Raw genomic sequence first — 13,719 nt, forward strand, 5'->3', positions numbered from 1 at the left:
ATTGGTTTTTCGGCGCTTCAATTTGACAAATACAAGTCGCGATAGAGGTTGATATACGCGTCTCCCATCGATTTCGATGAGAATCGTTCGGACAATTCTGCTTTTGCCGTTGCAGCCAACGATAGTCGAAACTTATCGTCGTTATATAGGCGAAGTATTGCTGAACGAATTGATAACGGGTTGGCCGGCGGGATCAATAGAGCCGTCCTTTCGTGCTGAAGAACTTCAGCTAATCCGCCTACGTTGCTAGCGCAAACTGGAGTGCCGGCACACACCGCCTCTAGCAGGGTATATGGCAATCCCTCATGCTGCGAAGGTATGAGGAGAAGGTCTGCGTGTGCCGCAAATCTTGCTCCATCTGATCTGAACCCGTGGAAGACAATCGATGCTTCCCGCGGGCCGCGTTTAGCCAAAGTAGTAAGTGTATAGTACAAGGGACCGTCGCCAACAATATGCAACTTGATCTTATCTGGAACGTCCAGATCTTGCATGGCATCAATCGCATATTGCACACCCTTCACATTCTCTAACCGCCCGAGCACCACTAAATTGAAATACTCCTTTGAGAACTCTTCAGGGCGTATAAGATTAGAAATTCGTGAAGAATCTATACCATTATGAATGATCCTAGAGGCCATGCCTTCGTGTTCGGTCAAACAGGATAGCCGTAGTTCCTCGGTTACATAGACAACGGTAGCTTCGACTCGTCGAGAAAGACTGTTCTCGAGTTTTCTATAAACATTGCTAGTCAGCCGCTGTAGCACACTCCCCCTTCCAACTTCAACTCGACCATGCTCGGTCTTTACAAGCGTGAATCCTTTACGAGGGCGTGCCAACGCCGCCAGAATGGTCGCCTTGTAACCATGCGTATGAACAACATTATAGGTTTGTAGAACAGACCGCAGATCGAACAAGGCTTGAAAATCGAAGCGCCTGCCATTTCCGGTTATGTATGGGTCCGCACCCAGCGCTCGTGCTTGTGTAGCCAACTCTCGATCATGCAACAAGATTAGTTTACATGTGATCGATTGATTTTGTAGATGATCGAGTAGGCTAAGAATCTGGCGTTCAGCGCCTCCAAAAAATTCGCCTGGTGCTACAATAGCTAGCTTGAGATTCATTTATTGGATCCTCTTCGCCGTTAACGCATCATCACCGTGTTGCCAATTAGCGACAGCGAAAACAACAGAACAACTGTGGACCCGAATAATTGACATGAGGCTGGTGGTGAATCTGCCTGTCGCATCAAAGATACTATTGCGCGCCCAAAAGTAGCCTTCCATACTCCGTTTCGCTCGAAGGGCAAAGCTGCTGTAAGGCGGTGACGCAAAGCTTCCGGTCAACCGGCCAGCTCACAATTGAGATCTAAGTTGTGGGGTTATTAGAGGGAATGGGTCATGGATCACAGATTTTATTCATGCTTTCTGCTTGAGTGCATACCATTGGTTGGACTGCGTCTTTCAATACCCTTCCCGATTTTATCGTGCGCATCGACACCAAGACCACTTTGAGCCAACTGGCTTAGTAGTTTGGTATTGATAACAGCCACAATTTGAACTGATAGCAAGTTCTGAGAAGTACTCATGACAAAATTTTCCTTATCCACAGGCATGGCTTCGGTCATATGCACCATTAGCTCGATCGTCCTTGTACCCACCACCCAAGCCGCGCCTACAATCACCACTGTCTCTGGAACCGCAGCTCACGGTGAATTGATCACTGTAAGTGGTTCGGGATTTGGCACCCGTGGCGCATATAACAATAGTGGCATATCATGGAAATCGGGTAAATTTCTCAATTTTCGGTTCAAGGATTTCGAAGATCGTCAACTCAATTCGGACGGCTTCTATGCGCAACGAGGCGGCAGTTCCTGGTCAGCAAATTCATCGGAGCTATCCGTCCAGTCTGGGGGCCCAACCAACTCAGGCGGTTATCTCCGCCGTGCCTTTTCTTCATCGGAGAGTGGGGGCGTCTCAACAGACGTATCTGGCGCGGGAAATCAGCTATATACGACCTTCAAGTTTATGATGCCATCCAACACGCAGTCTGGAAAATTTTTTCGATTTTACGCTAATTCACCTCAGAACAATATTTACCTCTCCGCTGGATGCGGAACCTCGTACCAGGTTCGCGGCTATTCAGAATGCACCGCCGGAACATGCAGCCCAACGACAGAATGGGGATCCGGCCCTTCACTTCAGGCTGGCAAATGGCACCGGATCGAAGTTTGGGCTGACGCTAGCTCCAACACGTTCTCAGTATCTGTAGACGGTACTCAGGCTTGGAGCAAGAACAACTGGCTAGCATCCACTCTTGGCCTGAATTCACATACCATAGATTATCCAAACATGATCGATAGCGCAGAACGAGGCTGCGGCACCGCTGGTTCTTACAACATCGATGATATTTTTATCGACTTCACGCGGGCTCGCATAGAGATAGGCGACGCAGCCACATGGTCGGCGGTTCGTCAAAAGGAAGTCCAGCTGCCTATTTCTTGGGCAAATGGATCCGTTCAGTTCCGCGTAAATACCGGTGAGTTTTCCTCCGGAAAGCAGGCATACTTATACGTGATCGACTCCAGCGGTAACGTCAACAGTCAGGGATATCCGATAACGATCGGCACCACCAGCAAAGCTTTGGCCTCGCCGACTCCTCCGACTAACGTATCTGTTCAATAGTTATTCTGCTTTGTTCACTATATAACAAGGCCCAGGTAGTCATACTTGGGCCTTGTTGTTTTACGAAATCTCTCCTACTCCCTGAGGCACTACTATACGCTGTCCCTAATGAACGATTTTAGAATTTCATACTCCGGCGTCAACTCTACCTGCTCTACATAAACATCATACACTGCAAAAGGTGCACTTTTAATGAGCGCAATATTCTTGGTGTAGGGTTCCCTATTATCTATAGCTAGTCCGCGGAGCTTTTCATTTAGGATGCGCCATGCATTCCGATATCCGGTATTGAGCAAGGCCCATTCCCTTGGCTTAAAAGTATGTGCCTCATCACGTATTCTGCACAGTGCGCTCGGAAGCTCATTATCACTCGCAAGTATTCCCGTCTCTGCCGTGATATGACTTTTGTTAAACCCCCGATTCTCGCGAGAAATAACAACTGGAACCCCCGAGAAAAGACATTCGTATACGCCTCGATTCGCCCCTTCTCTCCGCGTTAGCATTACACCTGCACGAGAACGACGAATTATTCTCGCCACCTCTTCTCTCGGAATACACTCGTGAAACGCAACATTGGTAAGTCCATAGGAACGAGCTAAATCTTCAATATGCGATTGATTCCGGCCTTCCCAGGGATACCCAATCAAGGCTATCGGAGCATCTGCAAGTCCTGCCTCTGCTAAGGCGGAAAAGAAGATTGAATGCCGCTTAACCGGCGACCAACTAGCAACCATTACGAAATCGAACTCCTTGTGCTCCGCTTGAGCCGAAAATACGTAAGGATCAATCCAGTCTCCCGCACCGATCCGAAGCGGGTGCAAATGGCCATTCAGAGACCTGACATACTCAAAATCGAGTTCATCCTGAGCGAGGATAACAACATCGAGGCCGGGATGAATCAGAAGAAGGAATGCATCATCTTGATAACCCCAGGAACTTGGCTCCACAACAATCCGGTAGCGGTTACAAAGAGAATCTAAATCAAACAGAGCGACGAAACTACTAATAGACTCTGTGTACTGGAGATAGAGAACCCCTTTCTCCCCGGTACCAGCATTGAATCGTTTAAGAACTAACAGATTACCCTGCCGGTGATCACTGTCGTTCTCTCGCGGAAATTTCATTGCTGCAGCTAGTGCACTGCCATGCCGAAGATATAGATTACGCCGACCGCGTGCCATTGAGCTCCTCAGATAAGACTGACGAACTCTATTCTCAATATTTTTACCACTATAGCCTTTCGCATCGCTGATCACGCATGCGTGTAAATAGGAAAGCTCAGAACTGATCTTGAAACCCTCCAACAGCCGTACAGCCCGACACACATACCGCGCACGACTGAACCAGTCGCCATACCACCCTGCTATTTTAGCTGTAGATACGGCGGCTTTCTCGAACAGATTACGACCAAGCGTCGACGCTACCGCATATTCCTTCAGCGCATAGCGACTCCATCCGTATTCCGCTAGAACGGATCTCAGATCAACAACCTTCGGATCGCTATTCACGAGTCTTACTCGTCACACATGTAGCAATAAAATGGCTGGTCTTGTCTCGCGCTACCTTATTGATCCTAACCATTGCTACTGTGACACCAGCCAAGAACCACCAGTAGACCTCATAAAGATCCATTCCAAATGCGCCGAGCGCCAGACGAATAACCAGGAAAGTCCACGTTGCTTTTGAAGCGGCCAATAAAAACTTCAGATCACTTGCATGAGAAGATACAAGTGAATTTTTCTCTACATCTGATAGGCTTTCTATTTGCTCAGTTGTATCTCGCTGTATGCCACGCAGAACCCTCCATATGCATAGCAAAAATCCGAAGAAAATCACCCCGCCTTGAATGCCTATATTTGTTAGAACTTCCAAATAAAGATTATGTGTATCCTGAAATCTTCCGAAAAGTTCCGTGCGAACGAGAGGAAACGCGCCAACCCCAATACCCCACGGATACCGGACAAACACATCGATAGCATCATTTAAAATTTCCTTACGCTGCCCGATCGAAGTGTCCTCGCCAGCTTGGGATTCATCTTCGAAGATACTCTCGAATCTACCTAAATAATCTTCGGAGATAAACGGAACCGACATAAGAAGCAGTGCACACATGACAAAAATCGACCTGAGTCGCTTCTTGGATAGCCAGACGATAGCCAATATAGCGACGATGAATGCCAAGTATCCCGTTCTCGATCCCGTCCTTAATATAACGTTTCCACAAAAAATTGATTGCACACCAAGAATTACCTGTCCGTACCATGGAAGCAAAGGGAAAAAATAGTATAGATAGGGTAATGTTCCAAGCTGAGTTCCCGAAAATGAATTTGGATGCATGTAGTTAGGAGTTGCTCCATGCAATCGTGGAATTTCCTGGTTGTACCAGATCAAACTACCGTCGAGTGATCCAACGAATCCTTCTTGACCCATCTTTAGAAAAGCCAATAAGAAGGCACCGAAGAACCATCGCAGATCTTTAGGTGTAGTAATAAAACTAGCGATACAAAGCCCAAATATCGAGAACTTGATTGTTCGATTCCACATCACGTCCCAAGAGTAAGCCACATATTGGGAAAGCAGAACCATTACCAGCATGACACTTAGCAATGCTACGGACCAAGCCAAGACGCTTCCTGTATCTTTATCTTTTCTGCGCAGGAATAATGTAAGTGCAGTGGGACCGAGAACCAGCCCCATTAACATTTCAAATCTGATCTGACCGAGGAATGGAAATCGCACACCGCCCTGCAAATACAGAAACAATGTGTAAAATAAAAATACATAAAATAGTATGCGCGGAACGCATGAATATTTTGGAATTAGCGATATACCCTCGCGACGCTTTGACTTGTATGTTATCGCGCTCACGCTAACTTACCTGGATTCATATTCTGAGACTCGTTCAAACTCGTATCTCGTGACGTATATGATTCACGACATCAGGGCACCTGTCTCTTTATCCGGCTTTTCACCACGGTGCTGACCCTCTTTAGGCCATCCGCAGCCTTAATGAAATCCCAGTAATCGTACCCCACACCAAAGCGGCGAACTGCATAGAAGTCATCTAGCAAACTGTCGTCAAAGTAGGCTACGCATGCCATCTTGTATCCGGCACCCTTCACAAGATTTCCGACGCCTTCAGGCTGGTCTTGCACTGCTCCGTATGGATACGCAAATGTATCTACGGGTATCTGAAGCCTATCCTCAAGCTCATACTTTGATTTCACCAGCTCTTTTACGGCATCGTCGGTCGACAGCGATGTAAATCGCCGATGAGAAACGCCATGAGAGCCAATATAGATCCCTGACGACTTCATCTCATTTAACGCGGACCACGTCACCGGCCGCGCACCAGCCGGCGGTTCTTGAGGAATTCTGACACCTGCCGATTTAGCCAGTGATGCTATCGTTTCAACCCGGACCGCCTCGGATTGCATAAAGCATCGATCACATATGTGATTCCAAGCGCTATCTATAGCCTCAGGACTATCGATAAAAATGCAGGTACTCCCAGCTGCATCTTCAATCTCAATCGAACTCTTACATGTGGTGGACAGAATGTAACGAATTTTGTCTGGCCAATGCCACATTCGTCCCGACACAAAATCGGTTACCACGAATAAAGAAGCAGGAATATCGAACTCCATGAACGCCGGGAATCCAACATCATAGACATCCTGGTAACCGTCATCAACGGTTACCGCTACTGTTGACGTCTTCCAGGAAACACCTTCCGTAAGGCCACGATATAATTCTTCAAGCGAGATTACATTGCATTTCGAATGCAAGAAGGCTAATTGTGATCGCAATTCATCGCGACTCACTTTTCCCAATGTCGGATGTTCACTGAATCGGTGATACATCAGAATGATTGGTTGGATATTCCATACGTTATCTATAAGGCGTTTCGCACCGCACTTGCGCAGCGCTGTCCATACCCGCATCTTAATCCGATCGAATTGCAGATTAATTGCCATTCTGCTTCAAACTCCTGGATCGAGATGGAAGAGCTAGCTTTGCAAGCTCTTGCCAGGCACGAAAAAACCTAGGATCAGTACGAATCGCATACAAATAGTTCAAAGCTGCTTCGCGTTTTAACCCCCCCAGTATTGCGCAGCAAATACCGTGCTCGACATGAGAATCCGCGTATGCCCGTCGAATCACCCGTTTCGAAAGCAAACCAGGATTATTATTTATAAATTTTTTCATTATTCGAAATGCATGCTCGTATCGTCCGCGCCAGTTTCTTGACATCTGTCCAGGCCAGACCCTATATAAGTACAGCGGCTCTCGAATAAAACAGAATCGCCAATGAACAGCAACTCGCAACCAGAGATCCCAATCAATCCCCATCGCCAGGTCTTCGTCAAATAGACCTAACGTATCCAGAACATCTTTCCGAACTATGGCTGAGCCGAACGGTACGAAATTTTCGACAAATAATTTATCGATAACATCACCACTCGGACCATTACCTGTAATCTCTCCTGTACGCCTCCCTTCTGGATCGATCGTGGCAACTTGGCTATATACCACCCCGATCCTGGCGTCAGAATCAAAGGCAGGTAACTGCTTTTCCAGTTTATCTTTGACCCACAGATCATCCGCATCGCAAAACGCTATAAATCGTCCCCGGGCGGCGCGCAAACCGGCGTTTTTAGCGCGAGGCTGACCTGCATTTTTTTGACGAATAAGATGCACACGGGGATCATGCATAAAAGATTCAACAACTGCAGCTGTATTGTCTGTCGACCCATCATCTACAACTATAATCTCTAAATCAGGCATGCTCTGTTCAAGAACAGACCGGACCGCTGCCTCAACGTAGCGCCCCGGGTTATAGGCTGCAACAACGACACTTACCGCAGGTGCAGCACCCAAAGATTTCATGATTGCATTACCTTGTTTATAGAAAATCTATACTTTCCAGTTTTCTCCTGAGGCAACGAGCTGAGCTCGTTAATTTGGATTCTCATTACATCGCCGAACACTCTCTTCAATTCATCATGCAGTAACACTTTTGACTGAGGAGTGTACAACCGTCCCGGAACAATATTTACCTGTAACTCATCTCGTAATTCCTGGATAAGCTGCATCTGATCGAGGCCCTTGATATCTGTCAGGGTGCGCTCAACAAGCGAAACACCAGCTACTAGTGTTCCATCGGCCTTCTGCAAAAAATCCGCTACTCTTCCAATGATTTTATCAATCATAGGAAGCCCTCGACCGCAATCACAGACACCTTCCACACCTACCGCCATATCTTCGACGCGATACCGTATCAGAGGCATGGTGTAATTTATGAGGTCCGTGACTACGACTTCGGCTTCTTCACCAGGCAGCGCAGGCTGCCCATCTCGTCGGAGGAGTTCGACAATGACATGCTCGCTGTTGACATGCATCTTTCGGTGCTCTGGACACTCTGCCGAAATTAGTCCAACTTCCTCACATCCATATCGATTGCTTACCTTGCAGCCCATCACCTGCTCGATGACCGAGCGCTCATGATCAAGCAACATCATAGAGGTCGCGATGATCCCAACAGGCCTTACCTCTTCTACTCCTAAATTCTCCAGGTAGCGCGCTAACATGTATATCGAATGTGAATGCCCGAAAATTACTTTCGGACGCTGCCTTTTCCACATTGATACGAAGTTGCATACCGATTGTTCATTAATTGCCATCGTATCGAGATATACGAGCCTGTTCAGAAAGGAGCTTCGCACCCAATCTTTAAATCCTGCCGTCCGAGGTGGATTTCCCCAAATTCCAGCTGTCTTCGTACCCAGGTCGCGGCCTGCCCAACGGTCACTCCGCATAGCTGCTGCATTTCTATGCTCTTGACATCTTTTATCAAAATATAGAGTCAGAGCTCGCCCAGTAGAACCTCCTGTACGTGATTCATAGATCGTTTCTTTCCCGAACGACTTCGACAAGAAATCATTCAGCCCCTCGCGTACATCACTTTTTGATACAAGCGGCAATTTACGTAGATCTGCTATATCTTCAATACGTAAGTTTAGATCTCGATAGAAATTTGCGTAGAACGGACAGCTTTTGAAAGCATGCTGAACGATGGATTGGAGACGATTGATTTGTAGCTCTCTAAGCCGCTCAGGTGACCAATACTGGGATTTTTCCAGGCGCTTTAACTCTGCCAGTCGGTCAGCACGTTCTCTGATATCCCACAATGGGTAGAACACATGTTTTGAAAGTGCCTCCATCATTGCCGCTCTCCTACCTTGATAAGACCCATGAAGTTCCTTACCGGCTTCACGCACCTTCGAATAACAAGAAGCCGATCGCAGTTTCGGCTGTTCGCATACCATTCGTTAGTAACAATCGAAGATAGTTACTCAAATCTCTCGGCAGGCCATAGTTAAGACCTGCGATATCCTAGAACCACAGCACAAGCCCAATATACGGACGAAATCCATCTCAGAAGATTAACCGGGCTGCGATATTCCTGATCGTTCGTTGACCTATGTCGTCACTGCGTGAAGTTGCAGATATAGATCCATGTGATGCCTCACCATTTCGGCTGGATTAAACATACTAAGTGCACGTACAAAAGAAGCTTGCCCCATCTGTTGCATCAAAATCGGATCGGCCAGTAAACCATCTATGGCACCGGCGATAGAATCCACATCGCCTATAGGAACTACGAATCCATTTTTTTTGTGCTTCACTAACTCCGAATTTCCTCCCGCATTGGTACATACGACGGGCTTACCAGCCAGCATGTACTCGATGATCGCATTAGAGAGACCTTCAGTCTCAGAACACAACAAGCAGATATTTGCTAAGGATAATATCGGCATGGGATCTTCTATCTGGCCGATCATATGGAGTTGTTGAGAAATCTTGAGTGAAGCCGCAAGGGACTTCAACTCTGCCTTATGTGAAGGACCATCGCGTCCAGGACGATCCTCGCCGATCACGATAAGATGCGCGTCTTGCTTACCATTTCCTCGCTTCGCTAATGCATTGATCACATCGTCAATGCGCTTCAGCGGTCGCAAATTAGCAACGACGATAAGTATAGGAGCGTTCTCTGGAATTCCTAACGACCTTCTAAGAGCATCATCAGGGCTAAGGCGATCTCGTCTGAGACCGTTATAGATGACGCGTATTTTTTTTTCGGGATAATCCTCCCGACTTTCGACAACTGATTTAACCGCGAGAGCGTTAGCAATAACCGTATCTACGAATCGCCGGTTGAATCGTAACAGCTTCAGATTAGCCTTCGTATACCAGAACCCCAGATCGCGACGAGATACGATCACTTTGATACCTGCCAGCTTCAGCAGCGGCGGAAACACGATCGCACTGTCGTTGAAAAAAATATGCGCGATACGGTAGCCTTCTCGACGTGCCCAACGCACGATCTTCAGGATGCGCCACAGCCCGCCGGGGCTACGCAGACTGTGCACGTTCAGCACTCGTATCGGTGCGTCCTTGACGTGTTCCAGCAGCCAGACAGAAGGCCGCAACAGCACGATCGCGGGGTCCACCTGGCTGCGATCCAGCTGATTGAACAACAGCCAGAACTGTCCTTCCGTGCCCGCCTGAGGATCGGTAAAGGCGTCCAGGATGTACAGCAGCTTGAGCTTCTCCGACGGCCGGCTCATCCCACCCTCGGCTGCCACAGCACCTGCTTCTGGCCGCGCAGGAAGCGGATGAACGCCACGGCGGAGGCCCAGTTCAGCAGCGCGAAATAGAAACAATAGCGGCCCAGTGCGGACTGGCCGATGACACGCGGTCCGGTCAGCGAAGCCAGAACGAACAGGGCAAAGATGATCTGACCGGCTGCACCGACGCGATACACCCACCCCGCGGGCAGCAGCCACCAGTTCAGAATCACGGCAGCCGCCAGGGGAAGGAAACTCAGATACCGCAGCAGCTTGTGCGACCAGAGCTGCCAGGCGAATATCCCGCTACGGAGCGGATTGAGCAGAGCTCTCTTGTCCCACAAGGCCCATAATGCACGCAAGGCTACGCGTACCCGCATACGATACTCCGAGCCTCCCGTGGACAGCGCATCCTCGGCAAGCTGCGCCTGCGGCTCGAACACCACCCGGTAGCCCTGCTCCACCACGCTCAGCGGCAGCACGAAATCGGGCAGCTGATCCGCCCGCATCGGGCGATACAGGCTGCGGCGCACGGCGTCCACGCCGCCATCCACACCCACCACCGAGCCGATTCGGGTTTCAGCCTCTCGCAACGCATTCTCATAGCGCATGAACGCGCTGCAGCCGTCCCCGACCATGGAACCGTCGGGATTCACATAGATCATCCGGCCGGTGACATAGCCGATCTCGGCGTCGGCAAAGTTGCGTACCAGCTTGCGAATCGTGTCCGGGCGATAGATGGAGTTCGCATCCGAAAAAACCACCACGTCACCGCGCGCCGCCGGAATCGCCAGATTCAGACCGGCGGTCTTCCCCTGGCGCGGAACCTGGCGAATCAGCCGTAGCCGATCATCCTCGGACGCGATGCGCGCCACGATTTCATCCGTGCCGTCCACGGATTCGTCGGATACGACGATGACATCGAGCTGCTCTCGCGGATAGTCCTGCTCGAGCTTGTTGCGAACCGTCGCTTCGATGTGAGCCGCCTCGTTGAAGGCCGCCGTGATCACCGTGACTTTCGGCCAATGGTCATCGCGGGCGGCAACGGGCCGGGCACGAATTCGCCCCGCCAGCCCGACCGCTATCGGGTACAGGACGTAGGGGTATACGCCCAGCAGCAATACAATCCAGAAGATCCATTCGAGCATAGGGAGCGTAGTTTGGCCTCACGCGGCCAGCAGGCCTGTGTCCGCCAGCACATTCCGGACCGTCGTGAAGGGGAATTGGCCGATCAGCTGCCGCAGGCGATCCTCGGTCCGGTGCAGGTTGGTGTAGTGTCTGAACCGTGAAAACCAGCTCGCCTCGATGCGCGGCTGTGCGGGGTCCACCTCCCAGGGATGCAGGTAGAACATGAATGCGCCATTGTCGCGATTGACCTGGCGCAGTCCCCATCGGGTCAGCCAATAGGGCAACAGCCGGAAGTAGCCGCCGCCGGCGACCGGCAGACTTGTCCCCAGGATTCTGGCCGTCGACGGTGGAAATTCCACCAGCTGCTTTCCTGCCGGCGTACGGATAAGCTCGGGCCTCCTGGGCGCATCCGGGATGCCATAGACATCGTGCCGAATGGGAAAGATGCTTGAATCATATTCGAAGCCCAGATCATGAATGATGTCCAGTGCCCATAGGGACTGCCGGGTGATGGACCAACTCGCCGCTCGATAGCCCTGGATCTTGACGCCGAGGATCTGTTCCAGCAGATCCTTCGACTCGCGCGTCTCGGCGGCGAACACTTCCGGTGTCTGCCGATACACCAGTTCGTGGCTCATCCCATGACAGGCAACCTCGTGACCTGCACCGTGGATGGCACGAATCAGATCCGGACTGCGCTTGGCCACCCATCCAAGGATGAAGAATGTCGCCTTGATGTCGCATTCGGCGAACAGTTCCAACAGGCAGCGCGTACTGCTCTCCGCACGATATTCCATGCTGGACCAATCCTCCCGCCGGATTACGCGTGACAATGCTGCAACGTGGAAATAGTCCTCCACGTCGACCGACATGGCGTTTCTGGGCGAGTTCGCAGGATGCATGCCTCAGCCGGCACCCAGGGAATATACGAATGTCATGCCTACGCGATTTTCTGTGGAGCCGCTGGTCACATTGGATGCTTTCCTGTGAAAATACTGATAGTTGAATGTCAGTCCCATCCTTCTGCCCAATCGCCACAGTCCCCCTAGGCGTGCTTCGATTTCATCGTCATCGAAGCCTGACGCATCATATTCCTGCTGGTAGTAGCGGCCTTGCAGCGAGACGGAAAGCGTCCGGCTGAGCTCACGCCTGATAAGGGTGCTCCAGGTCACCACGGTACGATCGAGATCGGTCGCTCTTTCGTATCGCTCCTCCGACCATTCGACTCCGAGCCGCAAGGTGGTGCGGTTTCTTTGCCAGTTATAGCCGGCGCCGAACGACCGATACTCGAAGGCATCGTCCGTTGCCTGCGTGAGCGTCGCATCGCGTAACTGCCCCTCGAAACGAGTACGGCGATCCAGTGCATCACGGAACACATCTCCCGCATCGGAAAACCGTGTTCCGGCGCTCAGAAAGACGCTGGATGAAGGTGACAGCCTGCGCGTCAAATCGAGTTCGGCAAGCAAGCCGCTCGAAGTCTCTCCCTGTATTTCCACTTCCGTATAGCCGACACTGGCGTTCAGTCCGGTCCGTGCCCCTTGAGCGGAATAATTCAGGTAGGCGGCTTGACGATCGATATCCGTATTGATCGATTCCTTATCGAACTCGACGCGGTCGCTGCTGACATTGATCGACAATACATTGGTGTCGGTGAGCCGCCGGCCTAAAGTCAACGTGCCGCTATAACGGGTATTGTCGAAAGCCAGATCTTCATAGGTGTTGTCCGAGTATCGTCCCGACAGGCGCAGGAAATTGGCGCCACCCAGTCCCAGCGTGAAATCGGGACCGGTGGTAAAGTAGTTGACATATTCGCGATTGTCGGCAGTCTCGGCCGACAGGGGATCGGTACGGATCTGGCCGAAGCTTTCCAGGAAAACCCACTGGATGCGCTCCGGTACGAGCTCGAGCGTAAGATCACCGTCGAAATAGCCTACGACTTCGTCATCGAAGGTGTTGTCGAAATAGTTCAACCAGGCCAGATCGGCGGCCACATTCGATCGTACCCGCCGCCCCTCATGGTCCAGCATGAGCGTAAAGCCCACCGAGCCGATGGTCTCCTCGATTTCATCCCCGCTCGCCAGCACCCGCGTGACGTTGTCGGAATAATCCACGCCGGCGTTGAGGTCCAGGGCGTAGATGGTCCGTCGCGACCTTTCAGCCTGCAGCGTATCTTGCGCCTGCGCCTGGACAATGCCGACGGTCAATCCGAACGCAACCGCACCGATGCGCCAGTGCGTCCTTCCACGATGCCGATTTGATTTAGCCATGCTGATGAAACC

The 13,719-nt window shown here is 50.7% G+C and carries 12 protein-coding genes and 1 riboswitch; of the genes, 1 reads left to right on the forward strand and 11 read right to left on the reverse strand.

Annotated elements, in window-relative coordinates:
* Window positions 1-17: 17 nt before the first annotated feature.
* Window positions 18-1,121: a glycosyltransferase family 4 protein gene (locus ACG33_RS15750; protein ID WP_083536719.1), complete on the reverse strand. Its 1,104-nt coding sequence runs from the start codon at window positions 1,119-1,121 to the stop codon at window positions 18-20.
* Window positions 1,122-1,291: 170 nt separating this feature from the next.
* Window positions 1,292-1,386, forward strand: a riboswitch (cyclic di-GMP riboswitch).
* Between the two features lie 25 nt (window positions 1,387-1,411).
* Complete coding sequence (locus tag ACG33_RS16150) at window positions 1,412-1,585, reverse strand: hypothetical protein (RefSeq protein WP_157071749.1); 174 nt, start codon at window positions 1,583-1,585, stop codon at window positions 1,412-1,414.
* On the opposite strand from ACG33_RS16150, the gene ACG33_RS16155 reads away from it, so the two are divergent.
* Complete coding sequence (locus ACG33_RS16155) at window positions 1,584-2,681, forward strand: hypothetical protein (RefSeq protein ID WP_157071750.1); 1,098 nt, start codon at window positions 1,584-1,586, stop codon at window positions 2,679-2,681. The genes ACG33_RS16150 and ACG33_RS16155 overlap by 2 nt on opposite strands.
* Window positions 2,682-2,773: 92 nt before the next feature.
* On the opposite strand, the gene ACG33_RS15755 is transcribed toward ACG33_RS16155, so the two are convergent.
* From ACG33_RS15755 to ACG33_RS10180, 9 genes are all read right to left on the reverse strand, one after another.
* Window positions 2,774-4,189, reverse strand: a complete 1,416-nt coding sequence (locus tag ACG33_RS15755; RefSeq protein WP_157071751.1) for a glycosyltransferase — start codon at window positions 4,187-4,189, stop codon at window positions 2,774-2,776.
* On the reverse strand, window positions 4,182-5,549 hold the full coding sequence (locus ACG33_RS15760) for an O-antigen ligase family protein (protein WP_157071752.1): 1,368 nt from the start codon (window positions 5,547-5,549) through the stop codon (window positions 4,182-4,184). Before ACG33_RS15760 ends, ACG33_RS15755 begins: the two co-directional genes overlap by 8 nt.
* A gap of 71 nt (window positions 5,550-5,620) precedes the next feature.
* Window positions 5,621-6,658 (reverse strand): polysaccharide deacetylase family protein, encoded by a 1,038-nt coding sequence (locus tag ACG33_RS15765; RefSeq protein ID WP_083536725.1) that lies wholly within the window; start codon window positions 6,656-6,658, stop codon window positions 5,621-5,623.
* Window positions 6,648-7,571 (reverse strand): glycosyltransferase, encoded by a 924-nt coding sequence (locus ACG33_RS15770; RefSeq protein ID WP_083536727.1) that lies wholly within the window; start codon window positions 7,569-7,571, stop codon window positions 6,648-6,650. Before ACG33_RS15770 ends, ACG33_RS15765 begins: the two co-directional genes overlap by 11 nt.
* Window positions 7,568-8,908: a phenylacetate--CoA ligase family protein gene (locus ACG33_RS16160; protein ID WP_157071753.1), complete on the reverse strand. Its 1,341-nt coding sequence runs from the start codon at window positions 8,906-8,908 to the stop codon at window positions 7,568-7,570. The genes ACG33_RS15770 and ACG33_RS16160 overlap by 4 nt, the downstream gene beginning before the upstream one ends.
* A 255-nt stretch (window positions 8,909-9,163) precedes the next feature.
* Window positions 9,164-10,330 carry a glycosyltransferase gene (locus ACG33_RS10165; protein WP_066920911.1) on the reverse strand — a complete coding sequence of 389 codons (1,167 nt, stop codon included), beginning with the start codon at window positions 10,328-10,330 and terminating at the stop codon, window positions 9,164-9,166.
* Complete coding sequence (locus ACG33_RS10170) at window positions 10,309-11,460, reverse strand: glycosyltransferase family 2 protein (protein WP_066920913.1); 1,152 nt, start codon at window positions 11,458-11,460, stop codon at window positions 10,309-10,311. Before ACG33_RS10170 ends, ACG33_RS10165 begins: the two co-directional genes overlap by 22 nt.
* Window positions 11,461-11,478: 18 nt before the next feature.
* Entirely contained in the window at window positions 11,479-12,312 is an 834-nt protein-coding gene (locus ACG33_RS10175; protein WP_210399009.1) for an XrtA system polysaccharide deacetylase, read from the reverse strand.
* Between the two features lie 33 nt (window positions 12,313-12,345).
* Window positions 12,346-13,707, reverse strand: coding sequence for an outer membrane beta-barrel protein (locus tag ACG33_RS10180; protein WP_066920917.1), 1,362 nt, complete (start codon window positions 13,705-13,707; stop codon window positions 12,346-12,348).
* Window positions 13,708-13,719: the final 12 nt, after the last annotated feature.

This window comes from Steroidobacter denitrificans, assembly GCF_001579945.1.
Lineage (GTDB): Bacteria > Pseudomonadota > Gammaproteobacteria > Steroidobacterales > Steroidobacteraceae > Steroidobacter > Steroidobacter denitrificans.

Coding starts and splice junctions, on each gene's coding strand:
- ACG33_RS15750 (WP_083536719.1), bottom strand. CDS start 1,121: ATGAATCTCAAGCTAGCTATTGTAGCACCAGGCGAATTTTTTGGAGGC.
- ACG33_RS16155 (WP_157071750.1), top strand. CDS start 1,584: ATGACAAAATTTTCCTTATCCACAGGCATGGCTTCGGTCATATGCACC.
- ACG33_RS16150 (WP_157071749.1), bottom strand. CDS start 1,585: ATGAGTACTTCTCAGAACTTGCTATCAGTTCAAATTGTGGCTGTTATC.
- ACG33_RS15765 (WP_083536725.1), bottom strand. CDS start 6,658: ATGGCAATTAATCTGCAATTCGATCGGATTAAGATGCGGGTATGGACA.
- ACG33_RS15770 (WP_083536727.1), bottom strand. CDS start 7,571: ATGAAATCTTTGGGTGCTGCACCTGCGGTAAGTGTCGTTGTTGCAGCC.
- ACG33_RS16160 (WP_157071753.1), bottom strand. CDS start 8,908: ATGATGGAGGCACTTTCAAAACATGTGTTCTACCCATTGTGGGATATC.
- ACG33_RS10170 (WP_066920913.1), bottom strand. CDS start 11,460: ATGCTCGAATGGATCTTCTGGATTGTATTGCTGCTGGGCGTATACCCC.
- ACG33_RS10175 (WP_210399009.1), bottom strand. CDS start 12,312: ATGTCGGTCGACGTGGAGGACTATTTCCACGTTGCAGCATTGTCACGC.
- ACG33_RS10180 (WP_066920917.1), bottom strand. CDS start 13,707: ATGGCTAAATCAAATCGGCATCGTGGAAGGACGCACTGGCGCATCGGT.